The organism is Paenibacillus sp. MDV22-iso6, from assembly GCF_058408365.1.
The window spans coordinates 412,955-439,931 of the sequence record NZ_JBZVDZ010000002.1 but is presented as its reverse complement, the minus strand read 5'-3'; the positions used below and the strand labels follow the sequence as shown (position 1 = coordinate 439,931).

The 26,977-nt window shown below is 45.8% G+C and carries 17 protein-coding genes; 3 read left to right on the top strand and 14 right to left on the bottom strand.

Annotation, left to right across the window (positions count from 1 at the left end):
* The first annotated feature begins 231 nt into the window (after positions 1–231).
* Positions 232–600: a helix-turn-helix domain-containing protein gene (locus tag AC4PM4_RS08175; protein ID WP_491613320.1), complete on the top strand. Its 369-nt coding sequence runs from the start codon at positions 232–234 to the stop codon at positions 598–600.
* Positions 601–702: 102 nt separating this feature from the next.
* On the opposite strand, the gene AC4PM4_RS08170 is transcribed toward AC4PM4_RS08175, so the two are convergent.
* The 4 genes from AC4PM4_RS08170 to AC4PM4_RS08155 all read right to left on the bottom strand — a co-directional run bounded on the left by AC4PM4_RS08170 (position 703) and on the right by AC4PM4_RS08155 (position 9,427).
* Complete coding sequence (locus tag AC4PM4_RS08170) at positions 703–858, bottom strand: hypothetical protein (RefSeq protein WP_157258495.1); 156 nt, start codon at positions 856–858, stop codon at positions 703–705.
* A 221-nt stretch (positions 859–1,079) separates the two neighbouring features.
* Entirely contained in the window at positions 1,080–5,678 is a 4,599-nt protein-coding gene (gene gltB, locus AC4PM4_RS08165; RefSeq protein WP_491613319.1) for a glutamate synthase large subunit, read from the bottom strand.
* A gap of 675 nt (positions 5,679–6,353) precedes the next feature.
* Positions 6,354–8,636, bottom strand: a complete 2,283-nt coding sequence (locus AC4PM4_RS08160; RefSeq protein ID WP_491613317.1) for a YhgE/Pip family protein — start codon at positions 8,634–8,636, stop codon at positions 6,354–6,356.
* Between the two features lie 209 nt (positions 8,637–8,845).
* Entirely contained in the window at positions 8,846–9,427 is a 582-nt protein-coding gene (locus AC4PM4_RS08155) for a TetR/AcrR family transcriptional regulator (RefSeq protein WP_063564517.1), read from the bottom strand.
* Between the two features lie 357 nt (positions 9,428–9,784).
* Between AC4PM4_RS08155 and AC4PM4_RS08150 the strand changes: the two genes are divergently transcribed.
* Positions 9,785–11,005: an MGDG synthase family glycosyltransferase gene (locus tag AC4PM4_RS08150; RefSeq protein ID WP_063564518.1), complete on the top strand. Its 1,221-nt coding sequence runs from the start codon at positions 9,785–9,787 to the stop codon at positions 11,003–11,005.
* A gap of 277 nt (positions 11,006–11,282) precedes the next feature.
* Here AC4PM4_RS08150 and AC4PM4_RS08145 read toward each other — a convergent pair whose 3' ends face one another.
* Positions 11,283–12,140, bottom strand: coding sequence for a cell wall hydrolase (locus tag AC4PM4_RS08145; protein WP_063564519.1), 858 nt, complete (start codon positions 12,138–12,140; stop codon positions 11,283–11,285).
* A gap of 130 nt (positions 12,141–12,270) precedes the next feature.
* Complete coding sequence (gene thpR / locus AC4PM4_RS08140; RefSeq protein WP_063564520.1) at positions 12,271–12,879, bottom strand: RNA 2',3'-cyclic phosphodiesterase; 609 nt, start codon at positions 12,877–12,879, stop codon at positions 12,271–12,273.
* A 189-nt stretch (positions 12,880–13,068) separates the two neighbouring features.
* Between thpR and AC4PM4_RS08135 the strand changes: the two genes are divergently transcribed.
* Positions 13,069–14,025 (top strand): D-2-hydroxyacid dehydrogenase, encoded by a 957-nt coding sequence (locus AC4PM4_RS08135; RefSeq protein ID WP_488731201.1) that lies wholly within the window; start codon positions 13,069–13,071, stop codon positions 14,023–14,025.
* 137 nt (positions 14,026–14,162) lie between these two features.
* On the opposite strand, the gene AC4PM4_RS08130 is transcribed toward AC4PM4_RS08135, so the two are convergent.
* The 8 genes from AC4PM4_RS08130 to AC4PM4_RS08095 all read right to left on the bottom strand — a co-directional run bounded on the left by AC4PM4_RS08130 (position 14,163) and on the right by AC4PM4_RS08095 (position 26,938).
* Entirely contained in the window at positions 14,163–15,137 is a 975-nt protein-coding gene (locus AC4PM4_RS08130; RefSeq protein ID WP_491613315.1) for a TRM11 family SAM-dependent methyltransferase, read from the bottom strand.
* Between the two features lie 44 nt (positions 15,138–15,181).
* On the bottom strand, positions 15,182–16,894 hold the full coding sequence (locus tag AC4PM4_RS08125; RefSeq protein WP_491613314.1) for a methyl-accepting chemotaxis protein: 1,713 nt from the start codon (positions 16,892–16,894) through the stop codon (positions 15,182–15,184).
* A gap of 362 nt (positions 16,895–17,256) precedes the next feature.
* A complete protein-coding gene (locus AC4PM4_RS08120) occupies positions 17,257–18,252 on the bottom strand; it encodes an LLM class flavin-dependent oxidoreductase (protein ID WP_491613313.1) in 996 nt (331 codons plus the stop codon).
* 30 nt (positions 18,253–18,282) lie between these two features.
* Positions 18,283–19,698 carry a deoxyguanosinetriphosphate triphosphohydrolase family protein gene (locus AC4PM4_RS08115; RefSeq protein ID WP_063564524.1) on the bottom strand — a complete coding sequence of 472 codons (1,416 nt, stop codon included), beginning with the start codon at positions 19,696–19,698 and terminating at the stop codon, positions 18,283–18,285.
* 609 nt (positions 19,699–20,307) lie between these two features.
* Entirely contained in the window at positions 20,308–21,558 is a 1,251-nt protein-coding gene (locus AC4PM4_RS08110; protein ID WP_491613311.1) for a hypothetical protein, read from the bottom strand.
* Positions 21,559–22,250: 692 nt separating this feature from the next.
* Positions 22,251–24,131, bottom strand: a complete 1,881-nt coding sequence (gene htpG / locus AC4PM4_RS08105) for a molecular chaperone HtpG (protein WP_063564526.1) — start codon at positions 24,129–24,131, stop codon at positions 22,251–22,253.
* Positions 24,132–25,009: 878 nt separating this feature from the next.
* Entirely contained in the window at positions 25,010–25,909 is a 900-nt protein-coding gene (nikC, locus tag AC4PM4_RS08100; protein WP_491613310.1) for a nickel transporter permease, read from the bottom strand.
* Between the two features lie 24 nt (positions 25,910–25,933).
* Complete coding sequence (locus AC4PM4_RS08095) at positions 25,934–26,938, bottom strand: ABC transporter permease (protein WP_491613309.1); 1,005 nt, start codon at positions 26,936–26,938, stop codon at positions 25,934–25,936.
* Positions 26,939–26,977: the final 39 nt, after the last annotated feature.

Below are 26,977 nucleotides of genomic sequence, written 5' to 3'. Positions count from 1 at the left end.
TGATACATTTTGTAACTCCATACGTCCAATTCACGATACATTTTGTATCATGTCAAGCAGTATTTGGACATGGTTCTTTTGATTTACGACAATATGAGATGTCCTTAGACAGACCTATATACAACTAGGACTACTAAGGCGTTACGATGATGCAGGAAAGCTGCCCTGATCAAACACTTGGCTCAGGATTGTTTCAATATATATTTGATGGCGTTCAGGGGGAAATAGCATATGAGCTACGGAAATCGCATTGCTGAATTAAGGGAACAGCGGGGACTTACTCAAGAAGAACTTGCGAGCCCCATTCATATTACAAGAGCTGCTCTCTCCCACTACGAGAAAAACCGACGCAAACCGGATTTCGAAGTGTTAACGAGACTTGCTGACATCTTTGGCGTATCTATTGATTATCTCATTGGACGGACGAAACAAAATGATGTCGTAATGGATGAGGACGTAAGGGAGTTCGTGGACGCCCTTGAATTATCAGATAAGGAAGTGCTGGAACGCTTCGGCCTGATGATTGATGGCAAACCCTTAACAGAAGAAGAGGCACGTCGTTTTATTGCTTTCGTCCGCATGGAGCGCAGTATGGATTAAACCGCAAAGAAGACCCAGTACCGAGAAAACATCACTCTCCGGTTGCTGGGCTTTTTTATGTCTTGATTTCCCTCCATCTATTCTAGGCTTGTCGATGTGTTGTCAAGCGCGCTTGTTGTTGTCGGAGGATACGAAATGGTTCCAACGCTCCGGGTCGATTCCGCATTGCAGTAAAACTTTCATGATGTCCATCTGGGTTGCTTCGACTGGTTTACCTTTCGGCTTACGATCGCCCCTGTTTGGTTGCTTCATATTCATTCCGCTAACCTCTCTTATCTTTATACTTTCCCTGCACTCCAAAACTAGCCTAATTATACTTGAGAAAGTTCTTCAATGTTGTCGTCTCATGGCGATAGCGTTTTTTGTGCGGGTTCTAATTTTGTCGAAAACCAAATAGGAGCTCTACAGCGCCGTTTTGGCCGCCATAAAGCTCCTATTATTCTTAATACAACCCGTTCATGCAATCGGACAGGAATATATTAACCTCCTGTACGTGCAAGTTCACGCATGTTGGCTTCAAAAGCAGCCAGCAAAGCTGCCTCTCCGCTCAGGCCCGTTGCCTGAATCCGTTCGATTTGCTCGGTCATTCGTTTGAAGTCCTTCGGAATAACACGAACAAATTGATCTACAGATTGCTGCCAGTTATCCAGAATGCGCTGACCAACCGCACTACCTGTATTCGCAACATGACGTTGAATCATGCCTCGCAGATCTGCACTCTCAGAAACATCTTCGATACGCTCCAAAAGTACCATTTCCAGATTACAACGTTTCAGGAATGTGCCTTTTGGATCATACACATAAGCAATACCTCCGGACATCCCGGCTGCAAAGTTACGACCTGTATCACCCAGAACGACGACACGGCCACCTGTCATGTACTCACAACCATGGTCGCCTACACCTTCAACAACCACTTTGGCACCCGAGTTCCGTACAGCAAACCGCTCCCCAGCAATACCACGAATATAAGCTTCACCACTGGTTGCCCCGTATAGAGCCGTGTTACCAATGATGATGTTATCTTCGGCATCAAATGTGGCTTTTGGTGAAGGCATGACGATCAGTTTACCTCCGGACAACCCTTTACCTACATAGTCATTGGAATCCCCTTCAACGGTCAATGTTATACCTTTAGGTACAAAGGCCCCAAAGCTTTGTCCAGCGGAGCCGACAAATTTGAATTGAACCGTATCTTCCGGTAATCCTGCAATTCCATATTTGCGCGTGATTTCACTACCCAAAATGGTTCCTACTGCACGGTTAACGTTGGTAATTGGAAGCACCGCTTCAACCGGTTGACCAGATTCAAGCGCAGGTTGCGCCAATGGCAACAACTGCTGCATATCCAGCGTCTCCTCCAATTGGTGGTTTTGATGCTGTGTACGGTAACGTGCAGAGCCTTCCGGCATTTCAGGCACATGCAGTAATACGGACAGATCTACACCTTTCTTCTTCCAGTGGTCTACAGCCTCTACTGTTTCAAGGCAATCTGTACGACCCACCATTTCCTGAATCGTACGGAAACCAAGATCAGCCATGATTTCACGAACGTCTTCAGCGACAAAACGCATGAAGTTAACGACATGAGCAGGATCTCCCGTGTAATTTTTACGCAATTCAGGGTTTTGTGTTGCTACACCTACCGGACATGTATCCATCTGGCAGACACGCATCATGATACAGCCGAGTGCAACGAGTGGTGCTGTAGAGAATCCATACTCCTCAGCTCCCAGCAAAGCAGCAATGGCCAAGTCACGACCATTCAGCATTTTGCCGTCAGTTTCCAGCACGACACGGTCACGCAGATTGTTCAGCATCAACGTTTGATGCGTTTCTGCAAGTCCCAGCTCCCAAGGCATACCCGCGTGGCGAATCGAACCTTGTGGAGAAGCACCTGTTCCACCGTCATAACCGCTTACTAGGATAATGTCGGCACGACCTTTAGCTACACCAGCAGCAATCGTTCCAACGCCGACTTCGGATACCAATTTAACGTTGATCTCTGCACGTGGATTGGCATTTTTCAAGTCGTAGATCAACTCAGCCAGATCCTCAATCGAATAGATATCATGATGCGGTGGCGGAGAGATCAGACCTACACCCGGTGTTGATCCACGAACCTCAGCAACCCAAGGGTATACCTTACGTCCAGGCAGCTGTCCACCTTCACCCGGTTTTGCTCCCTGTGCCATCTTGATCTGAATCTCGTCAGCATTGACCAGATAGTTGGATGTTACACCAAAACGTCCGGATGCCACCTGTTTGATCGCACTACGACGAGAATCACCGTTACTATCTTTAATGAAGCGAGCCGGATCTTCGCCGCCTTCACCTGTATTGGATTTACCACCAACACGGTTCATCGCAATAGCGAGATCTTCGTGTGCCTCTTTGCTGATTGAACCGAAGGACATTGCCCCTGTTTTGAAACGTCGCATAATGTCTTCGACGGATTCTACTTCTTCCAAAGGAATCGCAGGACCTACCGGTTTCAGTCTCAGCATGGAGCGAATGGTCAGCAACTGATCATTTTCGCCTTGTACGAGTTTGGAATACTTTTTATACAGTTTGTAATCGCCAGTACGTACTGCATGTTGCAGCGTATGGATCGTTTGCGGATTGAACAGATGCTCTTCTCCGTCGTTACGCCATTGGTATTCCCCGCCTGAATCCAGTACTTTGTCATTGCCATCTTTGTCCGTAAAGGCACGGTTGTGATGAGTCAATGCTTCGGCAGCCACTTCTTCCAGACCAATTCCGCCAATTCGCGAAGGCGTCCAGGTAAAGTAACGATCAACGAAGTCTGATTTCAGACCCACCGCTTCAAAGATTTGAGCTCCACGATAGGATTGAATCGTCGAGATTCCCATTTTGGACAATATTTTAATAACGCCCTTCGTAGCCGCTTTAATATAGTTCTTCACGGCTTTCTCATGTGAGATGCCACGCAGCAGGCCTTGCTGAATCATGTCATCCAGCGTTTCAAACGCCAGATAAGGGTTCACCGCACTTACACCGTAACCAAGCAACAAGGCATAGTGATGAATATCACGCGGCTCTGCCGATTCCAGCAAAATGCTAACTTTGGTTCTGGTTCCTTTACGAATCAGATGGTGATGCAAACCTGCTACAGCCAGCAATGCTGGAATAGCCGCATTCTCGGCGTCCACACCACGGTCAGACAGGATCAAAATGTTGTGACCTTTGTCAATGACACGGTCTGAAGCTTCGAAGAGCAGTTCCATCGCTTTGCGAAGTCCTTCTGCGCCCTCTTTTGCTGTAAAGAAGATCGGAATCGTCATGGAACGGAAGCCCGGACGACGAACGTGGCGAATCTTTGCAAAATCCTCATTAGAAAGTACCGGTGTATCCAAACGAATCTGACGACAGCTCTCCGGTTCAGGATTCAGCAGGTTACGCTCAGGTCCGATCGTTGTTGCCGTAGACGTTACAATCTCTTCACGAATCGCATCGATCGGTGGATTGGTAACTTGTGCAAACATCTGCTTAAAATAGTTGTACAGACGCTGTGGACGATCCGAAAGAACCGCAAGCGGCGCATCATAACCCATGGAGCCTGTAGCTTCCATACCTGTTGAAGCCATGGGCTCCAACACTTTGCGCAATTCTTCAAATGTATATCCATACGCCAGCTGAAGCTGGGTTACGTTATCATGTTTTGGATCAGGCAGTTCCGGTGCATCCGGCAGCTCATTCAGATCCATCAGATGCTCATCGAGCCAATCCTGATACGGATTCTCGGCCGCAATGAGAGCTTTCGCTTCCTCATCCGCGATGATCCGTCCTTGTTGTGTATCGACAAGCAGCATACGTCCAGGACGCAGACGATCTTTATAGAGAATTTCTTCAGGAGCGATATCAAGTACCCCTACCTCGGAGGACAAAATAATACGATCGTCTTTCGTTACATAGTAACGTGCAGGACGCAGACCATTACGGTCAAGAGTTGCACCAATCTGCAAACCGTCCGTAAAGGCCATTGCTGCTGGTCCATCCCAAGGCTCCATCATCGTGCTGTGGTATTCATAGAATGCCTTTTTGGCAGGGTCCATTCCCTCATCTGTACTCCAAGGCTCAGGAACCATCATCATGGCCACGTGTGGCAATGAACGGCCGCTCAAATACAGGAACTCCAGCGTGTTATCAAACATCGCTGTATCCGAACCATCCGGATTGATAACCGGTTTTACTTTCGAGATGTCGTTACCGAACAATTCGCTCTCAAACAGCGACTGCCGGGCATGCATCCAGTTCACGTTACCACGCATCGTATTGATCTCACCGTTGTGGATCATGAAGCGATACGGGTGAGCACGTTCCCAGCTTGGGAATGTATTCGTACTGAAACGGGAGTGAACAAGCGCAATCGCTGATTCCACGAGATCTTCCTGAAGATCTAGATAGAACTGTCCCACCTGTTCCGTTGTGAGCATGCCTTTGTAGACAATTTTGCGACAGGACAAGCTTGGCAGGTAGAATGAACCACCTTCTGCTTCATCCGCCGAATAACGAATAGCCAGCTCCGCACGTCTACGAATGACGTACAATTTCCGTTCAAATCCCAATTCATCCTTAACATCTGTCGATCTTCCAATGAACACCTGACGCACATAAGGCTTCGCTGCAAGCGCAGAACGTCCCAGCATCTCATCAAACGTAGGCACATCCCGGAAACCCAGGAACGTCTGGCCTTCTTCTTCGATGATCTTCTTAAGGCTCTCTTCATGCGCTCTCCGAATGACAGGGTCCTGTGAAAGGAACAGCATCCCTACGCCGTAGAAGCCCTGTTCAGGCAATGCAAAACCAAGACGGTCCGCTTCCTGTGCAAAATAGCGATGTGGAATCTGGATCAAGATACCGGCTCCGTCACCGGAATTCGGCTCACTGCCCTGTCCTCCGCGGTGTTCCATGTTACTGAGCATGGTCAGTGCCTGACTAACGATGTCGTGTGAAGGTACTCCTTTGATGTTGGCAACAAAACCCATTCCGCATGCGTCTTTTTCGAACTGTGGGTCGTACAGACCCTGTTTAGGAGGTAATCCGATGTGTCTCATGGAACGCAACCTTTCTATAGTGAAGTATTTCGGAAAGATCAAGAACATAGGCAACAAGCAACAATGAAACGGAAGGAGCGGGCATTTCAATATAAATAAACACCTGCTAGATGAGACGAGGTCGACAGCAATAAGGGCTGTCAATCTTATAATTGCTGCTATTGCGGCAGAGGCCATCCATGAGATGAGCTGGTCCGGATCACCCGGTAAACAGCTTGGTATAACAACACGCAACCGCTGGCACGGCCGCTGATATGGAGCGACGTTTTTTGATATAGTTCTATTATTTTAACACCGACCTAACATCAGCGCAATTTAAACTTTTTAATACCTCCGATAAGAAATGTTTTGCAGTACAGCTTTAGTGTGATGACGCTAAAATTCATCTCTTTTTCGAATAATTATACACATTTTATGTCAGAGTACAACTAATTTTAATTGCTGACAAAAGAAAATCATTCCATATGTGGCCTGCATTTAACCATAGTTGGGCCAATTTCTCATACCATGCTCCAGCGAATATCTTCATCCTTATGCATTTGTATACAAAAAGAGTCTGCAACCCATTTTCGGGTCACAGACTCTTTGCACTATTTGACTACTATATTGCATAATTTTGATACTTGAGTTCAAAGTTTATTTTCACTATTCTGTCCTATTCCGGTTCAATTCGGCTTATGCCGTCACCACTTGACCGGATTCAGCCACTTCAGCTTCTTTTTTGCGACGTTTGCCGCTCCAAAGGAAGAAGGCCAAGGTCAGCAGCACAGATATACCTGCATAGATTGACAGAATACCGACCTGATGCCACATCACATCGAAATTGCCACTGGATACAACTGCTTTGAAGCCCATGATGCTGTGCGTCATTGGCAGCCAAGGGCTAAATGACTGGAGCCATGACGGAATCAGCTCTACCGGGAAGGTTCCCGCACTGGCTGCAAGCTGGAAGACCAATAACAGGATGACAACATAACGACCTGGCAAGTCAAGCCAAGTTACGAGGGCCTGAACAATAAACATAAAGGTTAGTCCCGTAAAGATCGTGAACAGATAGAACAGCGGTACGCTGTGCGTTTCCAGTCCAAGACCGTACAGCATGAAGCTTGCCACGATTACGGATTGGATAATGCTCACAAAACCGAATACGAGTGTACGGCTGACAAAACGGTTCCAACCCGTTGCGCCCGGTACGGAAGTTTCCCGCATTTTCAAAACAATCGTTGAAATCAGTGATCCAACAAACAAACCGATGGACAGGAAGAACGGAGTCAACCCTGTACCGTAATTGCTCACGTTCTCTGTTGTGTTCTCGGACGTATTCACAGGTTCGGCGAACATATTCACCACATCGTCCGTTTTCTTGACTTCTGACGTTTTCTGAGCTGCATCGTTCAGCTTGGTAGCCAGTTCGCTTGAGCCGTCTTTCAGCTCAGTTAAACCATCTGCCAGCTTGCCTGCCCCATCACCGAGTTGTTTGGAGCCATCCGTTAGTGAACTCACGCCACCGCTCAGTTTACCTACACCCGTTTGCAGGGCTGTGGTTCCCGAGCCCAGCTGCTTGGCTCCATCTGCCAGCAATGTGCCACCACTTGCAGCTTCACCCAACTTGCCGCTAAACTGCTTCAGACCATCGGAGAGCTTCGCTCCGCCTTGGCTAAGCTGTCCAGCGCCCGCCAGCAATTGCTGCTGACCATCCACCAACTGGTTCGCACCCGTCAGAAGCTGCTCTTGGCCTCCATGCAGCTCGGATGCACCTGATGCCAATTGCTGATTGCCCTGGTGCAATTGATCTGCACCCTGCGCAAGCTTCTGTTCGCTCTCATGCAATTGCTTACTGCCTTCAGCGACTGCTGCACTGGCTGCCAGCAGCTTCTGTACATCCTCACTGGCTGCCAGTTCAGGGTTGGATGCAGCTAGCTGCTTCAACCCGTCAGCAACGCCCTGAGCACCGTCAGCAACCTTGCTGCTGCCGTCTACTGCAGATTGCAGGCCAGTGGCCAATGTGCCGCTGCCTTGCACTGCACTTTGCAGACCATCGGACAGCTTCGCACTGCCCTGCTCAGACGATTGTAGACCCGCTTGCAGCTTGCCTGCTCCGTCTACGGAAGACTTCAGTCCAGTTTCCAGCTTGGCACTGCCGTCCTTCAGCTGGTCTGCTCCGCTCTGAAGCTGGCTTGTTGCCGCCGCTTGAAGCTGCTGCAAACCGGATACCAGATTCGATGTTCCACTTTCAAGTTTGGTTGCACCCGTGTGCAGTGCATTGACACCGTCACTTAATGGAGACAAGCCATCCTGAAGTTCCAATGTACCGGATGCCAGCTTCGCCAGATTATCCTTGAGCTTCACAGCTCCATCATCCAGCTTGCCTGCGCCCGTATTCAAGTCTCCTGCGCCATCGCCAGCTTCAGCCAATCCGTCCGATACTTCGGAAAACTTGTCGAGCAGGGTCTCCGCATAGGATTCCGTTACTTTGGCCGAAACCTTAGCTTTCAGATCTTTGATGGCCGTTTTGCCAATCTGCGCACCCACGAAGCTGTAATTACCATTCGGTTCGTAGATTAGATCAGCCGGCTCTGGCTTGTCATCAAGCAACGTCGTTGCCTGGGAAGAAAAGTTTTCCGGGATCGTAATTTGCATATAATACTTGTCGTTTTCCATGCCTTCTTTAGCTTGGCTGGCACTGACAAAATCCCATTTAAAATCTGCATTCTTCTTCAGCTCATCAACGAGGTCACTACCGACATGCAATGATTTGCCTTCCAGCTCTGCACCTTTATCAAGGTTAACAACCGCAACGGGCATTTCATCGACATGACCATATGGGTCCCAGTAGGCAGCCAAATAGATACCACTATATAGAATCGGTATAAACAAAATTGCAATAACGGGGATCAACACCTTCGGGTTTCTCACGGCCGATCCCACATCCTTGAAAAACACGGATAAAGATTTCATGTCATTTTCTCCCCTTGTTCTCTCTGCTTTCCAAGCAGAATAACCATAATGAAATTAATTTTGATGCGTTCCGGAAAATTTACCGAAACACGAAGTGACCACTTTCCTCAAACGGTCACTTTAGAGCAAAAAAACAAACCTGTCTCTCGACAAGCCTCACTGCCTGTAATCGTATGACTAACCCATATTATAGTAAGAATAAATTCGGGTTACGTTGCTGCAGCAATTCCTTCCATTAAGAAAAGGCGAAAGTAATTCTTGATTTCCTCTTTGCTCAGCGGTTCGTGTTGCTTGCTCCAATCTGAGGTGAGGGCAATGTACAAACGAATCATCATAAAAGCTACTACCTGTGGATCACACTCACGAATCTCTCCGTTGTCTCTTGCCTTCTCAAGCTCCCGAGCCAGAAAATCGGAGATGACTTTCTCCACTTTCTCCAAACCTTCCTTGGCCTGAAGAGTTCCAAAATCCTTAAGCTCCTGGGACAATTTAACCAGCAAATCGTGATCACGACGAAACTCCAGCAATGAATCTAGTACACGAAACAGATTATCAAAAAAAGCACTTTCCTGATGAACTTCACGATGAGCAATGTTTTTCATTTCCTGGATTACTTCCACCAAAATCTGATCAAACAATTGTTCCTTATTCGTAAAGAACGTGTAGATCGTTCCCTTGCCAACATTCGCAATCTTCGCTACCTGATCCATCGTGGTTGCCTTGTATCCAAACATGGCAAAAGACTGCGCAGCTGCATGAATGACCTGCTGTCTCCTGTCAATCGGAGCCATCATATCCCTCCTCGTTTTCGTTGATCGTCCTCTTTAAATGACCAAAAATACAATTCGGTCATTCGGTCAAAATCAAGATTACCACTCTCATCATCAGATTGCAACCCTAACATTAAAAAATTGTGTTAATTTTTTTTAACCGAAATGCAGTGGAAACTGCTTCTATCGTCGTCTATAGTGTATGATGACTCCAATAACACGGATAAAGACGAAGTTTTAATGTATCAGAACATTAACTATAGTGTAAATATGTAACGAATGAACATGATTTTCCGCTTCGCTGTATATTCTTGTAGTAATGCAACGTGCGGTATAACTGTGAATGTTAAATTTAAATTGATGAATAAAGGTGAACTCATGCGAAAACCAAGAGTGCTCTTGTTATCCGAAGGTTTCGGCACCGGTCACACCCAGGCCGCCCATGCGCTCGCAAGCGGCATTAAGAAAGTCAGTCCACATGTGCATAGTCGGGTCATTGAGCTCGGCAAATTTTTAAATCCAACCATGGCTCCGCTTATTCTGTCCGCATACCGCAAGACACTAACCGTTCAGCCCAAGCTGGTCAGTCTGCTGTATCGGACACAATATAACAAATCACTAAACGGATTTACGAAACTGGCCTTGCACCGGATTTTCTATACACAGACGGCTCAAGTCGTATCCCAATTGAAACCCGATGCCGTAATCTGTACCCATCCATTTCCGAATGCGGTCATCTCACGGCTGAAACGTCAGGGACTTAATATTCCACTATATACGCTGGTCACAGACTACGACGTACATGCAACGTGGATTAATCCCGAGGTCAACAAATATTTGGTATCCACACCTCAGGTAAAGGCTCTGCTTGAGATCAGGGGTGTTGAACCCTCTCGCATCCAAATCACCGGTATTCCTGTTCATCCTGACTTCTGGGAAGCAGGAGACAAGGTAAGCCTCCGACAGGAAATGGGGCTTCAGAACATGCCCACTGCTCTGCTAATGGGTGGCGGATGGGGTCTTTCCTTTGATGAAGAGCACATGAAGGCCCTCACATCATGGGCGGATCGTGTACAGCTGCTGTTCTGTCTGGGAAGCAATGAGAAAATGATTGCCAAGCTGAAGGAAATGTCCTGCTTCCAACATCCGAATATACGCATTCTTGGGTATACCCGTGAGGTCAGTAAACTGATGGACGTATCCGATGTTCTCATTACGAAACCAGGTGGCATGACTTGTACAGAAGCATTGGCTAAAGGCCTGCCGATGTTATTCGTACCTCCATTGCCGGGACAGGAAGAAGAGAACTGTGAATATTTTGTACAAGCCGGATACGGCCAAGTCATTCACTCTGCTGACGTTATCGCCGATCGCTTCAGGCATTTGTGTGAGCAGATCTATGCACCACGTGAAGCTGAAAGCCAGCTGAAATCAGTCCACAAACCAGGGAGCAGAAACACCTACGATCCAACGTGTTGTGCCCAGGCTGTCCATGATTTATTGTTCCCGGCTACAGCGGAAGTCACATCCGCACCTAAGGAACGCCTCACAGCCGGATTTGGGGCAACTTCGCTGTCAGGTACCCGAATCCCATTCTAGCAGCTCTATGACCCCTTATAGTCGTTCTACGAGGATGTTTTATCTCTTAAGGACATGCATAAAGAAGGTTCCCCTCCAATGATCCGGAAGGGAACCTTCTTTTATTTCATTCATATATACGTATGATTTGCTGCAAAAAAGGGTAATTTAAATAACAAACTCTCATCACCAATGAAATTAAAAACGACGAAATAAAACTGCATTACAGGGCTTTTCAAGGTCAATGTAGCGAATACATAGTTAACTACCCTGCCTGTTTGCAGAATTTACAGGTCAATTACTTGTAAAAAGTATGATGCCCGATCGTTTTTACTTTTTTCTGGGAGCGAGCCACTGTCAGATCATCCGCAAGCGTCAATGACAAGAAATAATACGTATCATCGGCGACTTCCTTTTTCCCATTCAACGCTGCATTAACTGCCTTGATACTGTCCTCATTAGGAGTAACACGTTTCAAGCGCCCGTTCGCTACAGGACTGAATTGAGATTTCTGGTAGATTACTTTGTAAATGGTATCGGGAAAATTGGCTGACCGCAGCCGGTTTAAGACAACATTGGCAACTGCCACTTTGCCTTCGTACGGTTCACCTTCCGCCTCTGCCATGACGATTTTTTGCAGCAGAAGCAGCTCTTTATCGGACACACTGTATGACCAGGTTGCAAGTTTCGAGTCTTCCTGGTTCAGGAGTTTGGTCCGTGTAAAGTAAAGTTTTTGGGGGGGAGTCGTAATTGCAGCTAACGCTTTGGCATGCTCGATCTTGGCCAATTTCAGAGCAGCCTCTTTCTTCGCTTTGGCCGCAGCTGCAGCTCGGGCCGCATGTTTAGCCTTGGCTTCTTTCTGTTCCTGCTCTTCTTGGGCAGCCGTCAGCCAGTTCTTGGCCGGGAGCGAATTGGTCCAGTTATCAGTCTGAATAGACGCATCAGTAGATAGACTTGTCCCGTCTTCCATCATTCGCCTGTCTCCGCTAAAAGAATTTTCGCTATTTTCTGCAGATGCCGCAAGTTCGGTCATCTGTTTGCTATCACTTGCCTCATTCCACTTACCAGTCGCCTGAACGACGTTAGCCCCCACTATACATACAAGCAGCACAGATAACATCGGTGCCACCCAACGATTCTTGCTTATAATATCCATTCGAAGATTCCTCCTGTCGAAACAATTCCCTAATCTAAGTAACCACAAAAAAAGAATTTGAATAACGATGGCTAATATTACATAGGGAATAACGTAATGTCAATGTGATTTTATGTCATATCAATGAGTTTCAGGAAAAAGAAAACGTATCCACAACCCCATACATCGGCGCCTGACCTGGCTGTGTCACATAAAGCACAAAATCTTGCACCATCCAAGAATTAACACCTAAAAATTGTCCTGGAAGCACTTTAAATATCCCTTTATCTTCATTTCCTGGGTCCTGACCCAGAAATTTACGCGCAATCGTAATATGAGGAGAATAAGGTCTTAATTCGGCCTCGAATCCAAGGGAGGAAGTTGCGTCGACGATCCGTTTTTGCAGAAGATGAAGTTGATCAGTTTCTCCTTCAACACCTTTCCACAGCACCTTTGGCGCCTCTTCCAAACCGAACGTTCCCCAACCGGATAATTGCAGTTCAAAAGGCTGGAACCCGGCCGTTACCGAACGCAGCGCTTTCCGAAGTTGTCCAATGTCACTAACAAGGATATCTCCCAGAAATTGCAATGTAATATGATAATCCCGGTAGTCCGTCCATTTGCGAAAATCTAGCTTTCCTTGCACCTGTTCCGCAGACATCCGAAGTGAATTCTGAATATGTGCAGGCACCCGGAGTGCAATAAATAATCGTTCCCGTCGGGATGGAAGATCCGTATGTGAATGTAAATAGTTATTCATAGTATACACCTCATCTAAAGTTCGTTTTATTATTTCACAGTCGTCTCTATGGTTTCAAGCTGGTTAAGTATAGAGTGACACAATTTTTGGGATTTGCACAAGAGGCTGTATTCCTGCCTTTTACGCACATCACCTTCTTTTCTGCTACACTAATACCACAACTTATTTCAATTCAGGAGGCCACTAACTATGGGTAAAATTGTATGTTTTCCATCCTTGTCGACAAAGCAGCAAAACCGTATTCTGGATGCAGCACCAGGTTATACACTTACGGTTGGCAAAGCCAAAGAGATTGACACATCGGAGTTAAAAGAAGCCGAAATTATCTTAGGCTGGTCTCCTCTGGTAACTGAACATGCACTTGAAGAAAACAGCCCATTGAAATGGGTTCAGGTCTGGTCCGCAGGTGTGGACAACCTTCCTTTCTCAGATTTGGAACAAAAAAGTATATTGGTAACCAGTGCTAATGGCGTACACGCCATTCCCATTACCGAAATTATTCTGGGCATGATGTTGTCCCACAGCCGCTGGCTCAGACAAGCAATGCTGCACCAGCAGCAGGCAGAGTGGAAATCCCCAGGCAAACCACTTCCTGAACTGCATGGCAAAACAGCGGTTATCGTCGGTGTGGGAGAGATTGGATCAGAAACTGCGCGCATTCTCAAAGCACTGGGCATGAACGTCATTGGGGTTCGGCGCTCCGGAAAAGACGTTCCAAATGTAGACCAAATGTACAATATGTCCGGCCTACATGAAGCACTGGGGCAAGGCGATTACGTTATCAATATTTTGCCACTCACAGATGAAACCCATCATATCTATAATCAGACTGCATTTGAGCATTTCAAATCCGGTTCCTGTTTCGTCAACGTGGGACGTGGCCCAAGCGTGAATACGGAAGCTCTGCTGGGTGCACTGGACAGTAGACAGGTTGCCTTTGCTGCACTTGACGTATTCGAGGAGGAGCCGCTCCCTGCCGACCATCCACTATGGGGTAAGGATAACGTCTTGATTACGCCGCACATTGCAGGCAGTACAGAGCAATACACCGAGCGGGCACTTGATATTTTTATTCAAAATTTGGAAGCATATATCGCCGGAAAAACCCTCCCGCTCAATCTGGTGAATTATAGTCATAAATACTAAAAACGCTAGATGTTCCTATGTGAAATTGTACAAATTCATGTAAGGTAGTTTCCCTACGAAAATCAAAAACCTCCGTACCGGAAAATGGATTTTTTCCGGTACGGAGGTTTTTTTCAGTTATTTTCAGCGCAGTCGTTCTAAGTGCATAGCCAAATGTGACGTATAAACGTACCTTTGCTCACCGTTCGATACTGATCGATGTTCCATCCGGCATCCAGAATGTGCCCCTCCACCCATTCGGTGGAAACGATCACTGCCCGTCCTGCAAGTCTCTTCAAACTTGTCAACATGGTAAGTTGTTCCTCATCCGGAAGAACAGAACAGAGATTATATGGCATGTCCAGAATAACTGCATCGTAGAAACCGTCCAGATCATTCATATCCCCGAGGGCAATTCTGGCTGAATCATACCCATAATGAGGAAGATTAATGCGAGCACCCTGTACTGCCAAAGAGTTCAAATCATTTCCTTTGGCCTCAATTCCCATCGACAATGCCTCAATTACAACGGTTCCCATTCCGCAGCATGGATCGAGCAATTGATGCCCCTCCACTTGCGGAATAGCAATATTGACTAACGCTCTGGCTAACGTAACACCAAGGCCTGTGGAGTAATTTTGCGGCTTCTGATGATGGGTTTGCCACGAGCGATCGGCTTCTGTCCATTGACCGAAGAGCCATTTTCCATTCAATAGCATTAGTCCAAAAGTCACGTCAGGCTGTTTCATCATAGCTTTGCCTTGAATGCACATGCCCAGCTCTTTTTCCAGCAGACGGGAATGCGCATAATCCGGCATGTCATCGCCCTCTTTCAAGCAGACAACCTTGAACGTTTCACCAGATGACAGGTCGATTTGTGAAGCGACAGGTTTCAGACCTGCCACTGTATCCGCTTCGGCCATCACATCCAGTCTGCCCCGGACAAACGGACTTCTACCTGGTGGAATGCAAATATTGGAGCAAACATAGGCGTGATCTCCTGAACCAATATCTGTCCCAGGAACGAGCATCGTTTCCAATTCCAATTCACATAGGGCACGTTCATTCTCATGGCAAGCGAAGGTATATACGTAACTTCCGACAACTGAATCTTTGCTGTTTGTAGAGCTCAATATGGTAGCCGTCCTTCATGTTTCTTCTATTATAAGAAGAGGTTTTATATTTTTAATTTTTCAATGGAAGAAAGCAGATCCTCGGACAGATCTTTTAGGGATTGAATATTGCCGCTAATCGTTTCCATTGAACTCACCTGTTCTTCGGCTGACGCTGACACTTCCTCAACACTTGCCGCGGATTCCTCTGACACTGCCGAGATTTGTTGACTGAAATCATTCATGCGTCCGCTCGCTTCCTGCATGCCTTCCAGACCATCCGTCATTGTACCAATGACTTGAACCATACCCTCTACCGACTCATTAATGGTACGGAACAGATTGCCGGAATTACGTACTTGCTGCTGCCCTCGTTCTGTTTCCAGTACACCTGTTCGCAATTCCTCAACAACACCCTGAGAATCCTTCTGGATATCCTCGGTGATGACGGTAATCTCTTCTACAGAAGTCCGAACGGCTTCGGACAACTTCCGCACTTCTGCTGCAACAACTGCAAATCCGCGTCCACTCTCTCCTGCACGGGCAGCTTCAATGGAAGCATTCAATGCGAGCAGGTTGGTCTGGCGCGCAATGTCATGAATAACTTGAACCAACTGCGATATATCTTCGTTTTTGCGGTCCAGCTGTTCCATCTTGTTCATGGAAGAGGAAACTGCGCCAGCAATCTGTAGCATTTGGTTCACGGATTGCTCCATGGACTCGCGACCTGTCTGTCCTTGTTTAAGAATCAGTTCTGACATCAGTCGAAGCTGAGTCCCCTGTTCCGAATGTTGCTGAATATTTGCGTTCAGCCCCTCGACGGTACGGGCGGATTCAACAGCCGTTTCCGCCTGACTCTCTGCCGCTTTTGCCGACTCTTCCATCGTTATGGCAATTTGGCGACTGCCGATCTTAACCTCTTCAGAGGAAATGGCCAGTTCGCTGCTTTGACGATTGACGGCTTCAGCGATTCGTCTGACATTCAATACCATCGAGGTCAGATTACCTTTCATGTCATTCACGGCTTTGGCAAGTACACCAACTTCGTCTTCATGTTTGGTATGTATGTCCTGGACATTCAATTGACCTTCCGCAATCAGCTTCACGGCACTGATCACCCGAAGCAGCGGTTTAACGACTTGTGAACGGATAATAGGGATCGCAATTGCTGTAATGATAATCATCACGAGAACACCAATGACGATAATGATTCGGCCATCCTGGACGGATCTGATCGTCTGAGCCGCAGCGAGATCGGACTGCTCCTGATTGTAATCTACCAGATAGTCCAGATGGACTTGCATGGCATCGAAGGAGGCCGCCCCTTTTTCAGATACTTCCTTAGCCAGTTGTTCCTGACCTTCATCACTCAGCTTGATGGATTGCGTGTTGATTTTGAGGTAAGCTTCCCACTTGGTCTTTAATGCTTCCCAATGTTCTTTTTCTTCAGCCGTCTTTTGCTGTTGATCATATATTTTAATAGCCTGAGCCGTTTCGCGAATGTATTTGGTGCGCTCTTCAGCAAGGTCCGCTTTAGCCCCTGCCTGTGCATCAAAGTGACGATAGCTCAATGACAGAATATGTTCTGTTGTATAATTCAATCGGTTAATCTGCTGGATGGAGGGCATCCAGTTATTGGTGATCATATTCGTGTTTTTTTCCATCGAGTTCATTTGTGTAACAATCGTGACACTAAGAAGAATTAAACAGAGGATTAATAGATAGAACGCGATGCTGATACGCAGACCGATACTCTTGATCCTGAATCTGCTGAACATGTGATTTCCCCCTTGTGCCCATCTTCGGCCACTTCCGTATTTTAGGTGCTTTTGTCGTTGTTTTACCCTTCTTTTGGCATCTTGCAAAACACTCTTTTCTATATTATATCTATAGGAAAAGAGACGTAAAGTATTATAACATTCTTTTGTTTTAGTCATGCTTTATTTTGTAAAATCTTGTGATTATTTCACATCATCTGTTGAACGGAATCGAATGATGTAAAATCAAGACTAAAATGAAGCAAAAAAGAGCTGCAGCATACGGCAAATATCCGATCTGCAGCTCTTACGATTTGACTCCATGCAGATGGCGGGTATGAAACCAGCCATTCTTTGTATCATAACGACTAACAGTCGCCCTCTTATGCGTTCGCCAGTAGCTTGTAAGAGGCCAACCTTCGCTCGTAATCCGGTCCAGTTGTCACCACAAGCAGCCGATCCGTATTTAGCCTTTGGCACACCTGCTGCAACTGATTCCAGACCTGTTCAGGTGTACCGGCGTAATGTCGATGTACTTCATTCTCATTGGCATCGGTATCGGCGTTGGCGCTGGTACTTGTGTTGATGTTGTCAGATTGCGTTGGAATCTCTTTCCCAACAGCTCTGCGTTTCTCCGCCATTTCGCGGCTACAGGACAACGCTTCTTCCTGCGTCTCCGCACACAGCACACTTACAGCAACCATAACCTCCGGCTCTTTCCTATTGGCGCTGGGGATAAAGCCCTCCCGATAACGCCGCACAGCCTCCGTACCATCCGCATCACTCATGAATTGTCCGAATACATACCCCATACCGAAGCGAGCGGCAAACTCAGCACTCTTCACGTTGGTACCCAACATCCATAAGGATAATGGAAGCTCCGGAATCGGACGGGCCGTCACCGGATGTTCCTCATAAGTGTAACGATCTTCCAGCAGTTCGGTCAGTGCAGCGAGCGACTCAGGCAACTTGGACACATGTTGCAAGTAATTGCCACTCAAGGCCATCGTTGCATGGGGACCTCCCCCAGGAGCACGTCCCAAGCCTAACTCAATGCGCCCCGGGTAGAGCGCCGCCAGCAGTCGGAACGACTCCGCTACCTTAAGCGGGCTATAGTGCGGTAACAGTACGGCACCGGAGCCAAGCTGGATCGTATTCGTTCGCGCGCCAATATGGGCAAGCAGCACTTCCGGTGATGCTGATGCAAGTTCGTCCATGTCATGGTGCTCCGACGTCCAGTACCTTGAATAGCCCCACGCTTCAGCATGCTGCGCAAGTCTAACGGATTGTTGCAGCGCCTGTTCTGCTGTGACGCCGTTCAACCTTGGAACAAGGTCAAGTACGCCCAGATTGTATTTTCCACTGATGTTCGCACCCAAGCGTCTCATCTCCCTTCGTATCGCTTATCTCTAATCCAGATCGTAGATGGAACCGACCTTGAGACCATAAAGTTCATTGTAGATTTTCTCGGCAAAAGCATCCGTCATCCCGGCAATATAATCAATCACCATATGCTCCCAAGTCCAGATCGGATTCGCCTTCGCCTGATCCTTCTCATAGCGTTGCAGCCAATCGGATGGAATAATGGATTTGGACGTTTCCGGGTCAAGGAAAGCATCCCACAGACGCTTGATCATCCATTCACTGCGCTTTTGCAACCTCTGCACACGAAGGTCACGAATCATGGTCACCCAGGCAAAGCTCTTAAGCACACTCACCGTGCGCAGCATATCGAGATCCTCGGCTCCTTCACGGACAAACGTCACCTTTTTCCAGTCTCCGTTATCAATAACCCCCAGGCTAGCAACAAAAAGGCTGACCCAGTAAGCCTTGACCTCACGGCGGGTACGTGAGTAATCATGCTCGCAGAAAGGCATCTTTTCATTCCAGATGCGCAGGAACGAAGCGAGGACTTCTTCAACTTTTTTCCCAATCGCTTCCCTTGTCCATCCGTTCCAGAACAGATCCTCCAGTGTGGTAATCTTATCCACAATCAATCGATTGATATGTGGATCTTGCAGGAAATGCTCGTGTACTTCGATTTTACCTGCCTTAATGCCATCTTCCAGATCATGTGCGGAATACGCAATATCGTCGCAGAGGTCCATCAGCTGCGCTTCAAGTGTCTTTTTGCCAGCAGGAATGTTCCAACGATCGCGAATTTCGCGGATATACTGCCATTCATGATGATACATGCCTTTCTTGCTCTCCGTACCAGGATACGGGTACTTATTGATGCCCAGCAGCACCGCATCCGACAGGTTTAACCCATCGATATCTTCCCGTTTTTCCAAATACATAATGAGACGGAAGTTATGCGCATTACCTTCAAAGTGCTCATACTTCCGCTTGAGCTCTGCACGAATTTCCGATTCCGGTTGAGGTGATTTGGCCCCGCGATTTTTCTTCATGATTTTCTTGACCTCTGTGTTGATGAGATCATCGAGGATGCCATCCAGCACTTCTTCCCCTTTATGCCCAAAAGGCGGGTGACCGAAGTCATGCGCAATCGCGGCACACTCCACCACTTCCGAATCAATAATCAGTCCAGGGCTGTCCGCCTGGTTCAACTCCACCTCCGGGTAGCGACGCAGCAAGCTTCTTGCTGCTTCTCGCGCAATCTGCGCCACCTCCAGGGAGTGGGTCAATCGTGTGCGATAATAATCGCCCGTTCCTGCGCCAAACACCTGCGATTTGCCTTGCAGCCGACGAAAAGTCGGTGAATGTATCAGTCTGGAATAGTCGCGCTCATAGGCTGCACGAGCCCCGTCCAGTTTCGTTAGTTCAGGGTATTGTCTATGTTCTCTCAGATCGTTCCATTGCATGTTGATCACTCCTAGCCGACTGTCTCTATTTTGAGTGATTATACACATATTCTGCAGTTTCGAAAAGCAAAACCTGTCTGCGATTGTCATCTCTTCTCACATCAACTTGTGATGCACAGTCGTCTTCTCTTATTATACCCTGCCAGACTATCATCCGTGCACCTAAATGATAATGATATAAAATGAAATCACAATTTACTCAAATTTTCTCAGCTCTAAAAATCGCTAAAATTGAAAGGGCAAACGATTTGGAAATAGCTGCATGCCTGAGGGCTTTCACGATGTGAAGCGTAGAAAAAAGTTTAGAAAAACGAGGTTGTTTGGACAAGGAATGTTGTTGTAACATAGGTTTATACACCTTTCTTTTCATGGTTGCTCAATACTTCCATGAATCAAAGATGCGAGGTGTTTTTTTGTCAATAGGAGTAACTGTATTGAATTCTTACTTACGCCTTTAAGGGTTTAAGTTAACATTCTAGGTGCGAAAGTTGAGTTAATAAGTACAACGTATTCCATTGATTAAATTCTCTAAAAAAAAGTTCGGTAAAGTATCCCTCAAAGAATGAGAAATCTACTTTACCGAACATTTAATTCTAAGTCCCTACATACTCACATTACTTTTGATGATTGAAATTTTGCGGGATTCAAATTATGAAGAATGGTTGATTTTTTTTCTCTAGCTAGCTGATTGTAACTTATCCCCAAAAATAACCATGTAGTCAAGTAGGAAAATTCTGGGACGGATATCATTAAGGATACATAAATTATTAGCAAAGAAATTTTAAGACCATCATTAAAATAGTTTCTCTTTAATTTGAACATTGGATATAAGAAAAATATACTAAAGAAAATAAATCCAAATATACCGCTATTAACCAATAATGTTGAGAAAAAATCGGTAGAGCGAACATATCCAAATCCAAGCCCGAACAACTTATTGAAAAATGGCATATGAGAAAAATATTCTAGATGTATGAACATAGAAGAGGATCTTTGGTTTCCAGAGTGGGAATCAATCTTATTAAATAGTAAGAATTCAAGAACAGATGCAACCCTTTTATAATTTAGGATAACTAAAATTGTGGAAAAATATATTAGTATTTGACAATACCTATCTTTTAAATGATAACGCAAAACTCTATAGATGAAATAAATCAGTATTCCTAAAAATGCGGTTGATGAGGTAGATAAAATTAATGCTATTAGCATGGGGATATGGAATAAAGGTTTGCGTAAATGTATTGCGAATACCCAGAGAGGTAATACAGTTAGCGCGAAAGCGCTTGGCTCTCCTGTTAGACTCTTCATTCTGAGTGTGTTTATTCCAAAAGCATCAGTTCTCTGACTCATGCTCCCCAATCTAGGATCACCGTTAATATCTAAAGCAAATACTCTGTTACTTAAAAAGTCTCCAGTTGTTCCAAATACTAAATAATAAATCCATTCGTAAAACCCATAAATAAGAAATATAGAAGTACCTATGAATATGTACTTATTCCACTCTTTCTTGTAAAAATACTTAGTGTAAAAGCAAATTATTGAAGCAGCAATAAGATATATGGATTGAGTAAATAGGCTAGTTCTTAAAAATACATGCCCATTTTCGTTAACTAATATAACATTGTGCACAAAGTTGTAGTCATATCCTTCATTCATTTTGAATAAGACAGTTAATTGTGCTAAACCGTTAAAAAGCGTTAACACGTAAACGAAAATAATTATATCTCTATAAAAATAATTTGTTACCTGTTTAACTTCCATATTGTTTTTGAATTTTAGACTAATAGCAAATAAAAGCACAAAAACAACTGATAACAAGGATAAAAGTAACCCCGGCGTGGTTCCTGGATTTGAAGGCATTAAAACCCAAGAATTTATAGGTAAAACAACGGCCCAAATTTTAAAATAATTATCAAAAGGTTTAGGTGCGAATAATGCTTTAATATACTTTCACCTCTCAACATCGCTTTTGATACAAATTGTATCACGGCCAACGGTTTGTATCAATGCCAAAGTAATTTTTCAGTAAAAAATAGTTCCATTCATTTTTTTGAAAATTACATCTGGAGGAACCATTATTTATAACAAATGACTTACCTACATAGCTTCATTTTGTTATTATTACGAATTGTAAAATGAGGTACGACAGTTCCACTATGAAAGTTCATATTCAGACAGTTCAAACACATGAAATATTATTGCTTAATGTGCATCGGCGGCCGTTCCGGTTACGGATCGTTCTTCCGATCATTTTTTGTCTCCAGAATCAATTCCATCCCTTCATTACTTCCGCTGTTTCTTATTAACAAATCTTGATGTCATTTATTACTTCAATGATTCTCTGTCTCTCACGTCCCCTCCCCTGAGGTAAGATACAATAAAAAAAACCGACAGGAAGGAAATACCCTGTCGGAGTGCAGATGGTGGTTGCAAGGGTTAGGCCGTTGCAGGTTACAGAAGAACTCTACCGTACCTTAAACCCTTACGTTACGTAAAATGTTGTAATCCTGCTTTCTTATTACACCGGTTGTATTACTGCAGTATTGCGGATTTTAGACCATAACCTTGCAGATATCGTTGGTGAACTCTACCGGGTCTTGAATTGGTAGTCCTTCGATCAGCAATGCTTGATGATACAGCAAGCTTGTGTAAAGGCTTAGTTTTTCTTTATCCTGTGCGAATGCGTCTTTGAGGGATTTGAAGACATCGTGATTTACGTTGATCTCCAGCACTTTATCTGCCTGTACATTTTCGCTGTTCGGCATGGCTTTCAGAATTTTCTCCATCTCAATCGTCAGCTCACCTTCAGTGGACAAACATACTGGGTGGCTTCTCAGGCGTTTGGAAGCTTTAACAGCTTTTACTTTGCCGCCAAGCTGCGCTTGCATCGCTTCGAACAACTCTTTGTTGTCGTTGTCCTGTGCGTCCGTCTCTTCTTTGTCTGCACTGTCCTCGATGCCCAGGTCACCACTGGAGATGGATTTGAATTCTTTCTCTTTATAATTCGTGATCATCTTGATTGCAAACTCATCAATGTCGTCGGTGAAGTACAATACTTCATAACCTTTGTCGAGTACACCCTCGATCTGTGGCAGCTTCTCAATCCGTTCAATGGATTCACCCGATGCGTAGTAGATGTACTTCTGATCTTCAGGCATTCTGGAAACGTACTCGTCCAGGCTAACCAGCTTCTTCTCTTTGGAAGAAGAGAACAAGAGCAGATCCTGCAGGGTATCCTTATTCACGCCATAGTCGCTATATACGCCATACTTCAGCTGACGGCCAAACGCTTGATAGAATTTCTCGTAATTCTCACGCTCGTCCTTGAGCAAGCTTTGCAGTTGGCTCTTGATCTTATTCTTGATGTTCTTCGCGATCAGACTGAGTTGACGATCGTGTTGGAGCATTTCACGGGAAATGTTCAGAGACAGATCCTCGGAATCGACCATACCTTTTACAAATCCAAAGTAATCTGGCAGCAAATCACCGCATTTATCCATGATCAATACACCATTAGAGTACAGTTCAAGCCCTTTTTCATACTCTTTTGTATAATAATCAAACGGTGTGTTCTCCGGAATAAACAGGATCGCATTATATACCACTGCGCCATCAGCGCTGATGTGCAAGTGTTTGAGCGGTTTATCAAAACCGTAGCGTTTTTCCATATAGAAGTTGTTGTAGTCTTCTTCGGTCAGTTCGCTTTTATTTTTACGCCAGATCGGCACCATGCTGTTCACGGTTTGCTCTTCTTTGTACTCCTCGAACTCGTTCTCCGTACCCTCTTTTGCACGCTGACCTGTCACATCCATCTTGATTGGGTAACGAATGAAGTCGGAGTATTTCTTGATGATGGATCTCAGGCGGTACTCTTCCAAAAATTCGTCATACGAATCTTCTTCGGTATTTTGTTTGATCGTCAGGACAATTTCCGTACCCACGGAATCTTTCTCGGCTGGAGAGATCGTGTATCCGTCCGCACCTTCGGATTCCCATTTCCATGCTTCGTCGCTGCCCAGCGTTTTACTCGTTACCGTCAGCTTGTCCGCCACCATAAATGCGGAGTAGAAACCAACCCCGAATTGTCCGATGATGTTGTGGCCGTCTTTGGCTTCATTCTCTTTCTTGAACGCCAGCGAGCCGCTCTTCGCGATAACGCCCAGATTGTTCTCCAACTCTTCCTGCGTCATCCCGATTCCTGTATCGGTCAGTGTGAGCGTACGGTTCTCTTTGTCGATAGTGAGCTTGATATAGTAGTCCTCTTTGTTGAAGACGAGTGTGTCGTCCGTCAGTGCTTTGTAATATATTTTGTCAATGGCGTCACTGGAGTTGGAGATCAGTTCTCTCAAAAAGATTTCTCTTTGGGTGTAAATGGAGTTGATCATCATATCTAGCAAGCGTTTGGATTCAGCCTGAAATTCTTTTTTAGCCATGAATGGGTGTCTCCTTTCAAATTGGGGATAGAATGATTGGGTTGAATATAGAAAGTAAACCTTTGAATACTCCTATGCAGAATATTACGTTACTAGGCAAGCCCTCAATCGCTTTGATCAGATTTTTTTGATTCACTCTATTCCTCATTTAAAATAAGCGCATGATTTTGTGCGGTCTAGCCGTTCCGGTTACGAATCGTTCTTTCGATCGCTGTTATCCCCTAATTTCCTTGATCTCCTTTTAAAAAGGGAGAAATTAGGGGATAGCGTATGCTTCCGTAGCAGCTTTCCTTCAGAAAGCTTTTAGGCGAACGCTTCGCTTCCTCCAAATCGATTTCGTCCCCTCCACTACTTTTGCATCTGATCAGGAACTGATTTTAAACATTGAGATTTTCTCAATTGAAAATCTATTGATCAATCTTTCGCATGCCAGGCCTTTTCTAGCTCATTCCACTCTCATGTCCTATTCAAAGTTAAATTAATCCATATTCAAAAACACAATCATTCCATATGTAGTCGTGTAGTAAAAACATCATTTATTAGCACTCTGATGATTGGAGTGCTAAACCCTTTCCTTTTATATAACATATGGGAAAATTGGGTGTCAATACGAAGGCGGTTATTTTAACAAAATCATCGAATAACACTTTAAGTTTTGCGCATCTCTACCCATTTTAGCTCAATACATCATGCAATACAAAAGCCGCCTCGAACCAAAGTTCGAACCGGCTTGGATACAAATTGTAATGAGTACGGGCAGCATTGGCAAGAAATCGCAGAATAAGGCATCCTAGGTTCGTTAGATTGGAACAGAGTTGTAGACTTAGTTAGAGATGCAACTAGAGCTGAAACTAGAAGAGCAACCAGAGATGCAACCTCTATTTTTTGGCCGTCTTTGGATCAAGGGTGTCGCGCAGGCCGTCCCCGAGCAAGTTGAAACCAAGCACTGTGAACATGATGGAAAGCCCGGGGAAAATAAGCGTCCACGGTGCTTTTTGCAGAAACTGGCGGGAATCCGACAGCATTTTGCCCCATTCCGGGTCTGGGGGTTGCGCCCCCATGCCGAGGAACCCAAGCGCAGCTGCTTCAATAATCGCTGTTCCAATCCCCAGTGTGCCTTGTACGATGAGCGGGGTGAGACTATTGGGCAAGATGTGCCGGAACAGAATTCGCATATTGCTAGCCCCGAGCGTACGCGCAGACGTAATGAATTCCTCCTGCCTCAAGCTAAGTACCCTTGAACGCACTAATCGTCCGTAGGTCGGGATGTTCACGATCGCTATCGCGAGCAGTGCATTTTGCAAAGACGGACCGAGAATCGCCACAATGGCAATTGCCAACAGGATAGCGGGGAAAGCAAGCAAGATATCGAACAAACGCGAGATGAGCATGTCTGCCCATTTTCCATAATATCCAGCAATCAGACCGAGCAATGCGCCCGCAATAATAGAGCCAATAACAGAAAAGAAACCAACCCACAATGAAATGCGCGCTCCATGCAGCACTCTGGAAAATACGTCACGTCCGAGATCATCGGTACCAAACCAATGCTCTGCCGAAGGGGCTTGCAGACGATCTGCGAGCACCTGCTCTTTGTAGTCATACGGGGCAACATACGGGGCAGCAAAGGCCAACAGGATGAAAAAAACGATAATGATCAAACCTGCCAGCGCAAGCCGATTTCTTCGAAACGTTCTCCAGGCTTCCCGCCATGGACCTGATGCAGGTGCTGAAGTGGAGTCAATGGATGGTCCGGTATTGGTCGATAATTTGGCCATGCGGCGTCTCCCTTCTGTTCATACTCATTTATAACTAATACGTGGATCGAATACGGCGTACAGCAAGTCCACAATCAGGTTGATCACTACGAAGAAAAATGCCACGATCAGAATGCCGCTCTGGATCACCGGATAGTCTCTAGAACTAATTGCTTCATATATATAGCGACCTACACCGGGCCAGGCAAAGATCGTTTCGGTCAGCACAGCTCCACCCAGCAAAGATCCGGTCTGTATGCCGATGACGGTGAGCACGGGAATAAACGCATTTTTCAACGCATGCCCATAAATAACAAAAAACGGGCCGAGTCCCTTCGCCTTCGCGGTTCGGATATAATCCGAACTCATCACTTCGAGCATGCTGGAACGCGTCATCCGGGCAATAACGGCCATCGGAATTGTTCCGAGAGCGATACTTGGCAGCAGCAAATGTTTCGTTACCGTCCACAACTGATCCCAGCGTCCGGCAATCATCGTATCCAGCACATACAAACCTGTAATGGCTTCAATGGGATCACGCGCATTCATTCTTCCGATGGATGGCAGCCAGTGCAGTTTATTCGCAAATAGCCACTGTTCCATCAACCCAAGCCAGAAGATTGGCATCGATACACCCACCAATGCAATGACCATGCAGCAGTAATCAAACCACGAGTTATGTTTCCAAGCACTGACGATCCCGGCATTCACGCCAATGATGATCGCAAACAACATACTCGCCATTGTTAATTCGAGGGTCGCCGTCAGATAGGGCACAATTTCCTGGGTAATGGGAACCTTGGTGCGGATGGATGTGCCCAGATCTCCCTTAAACAGATCGGCCAGATATGCGAAATATTGTTGAAACCATGGTTTGTCCAGTCCAAGCTGATCACGCAGAGCTTGCTTGGATTGTTCGGTTGCCTTTTGCCCGAGTATGGTCTCAGCCGGATCACCCGGAATGGCGTGGATAATGGAAAAGACGATCAGGGTCATGCCCAGCAGCACGGGCAGTAACACGAGTACACGTTTGACGATGTAACTGTTCACTCCTCATTCACCTGCCTTTAACGTATAAAAAGCGCTGGC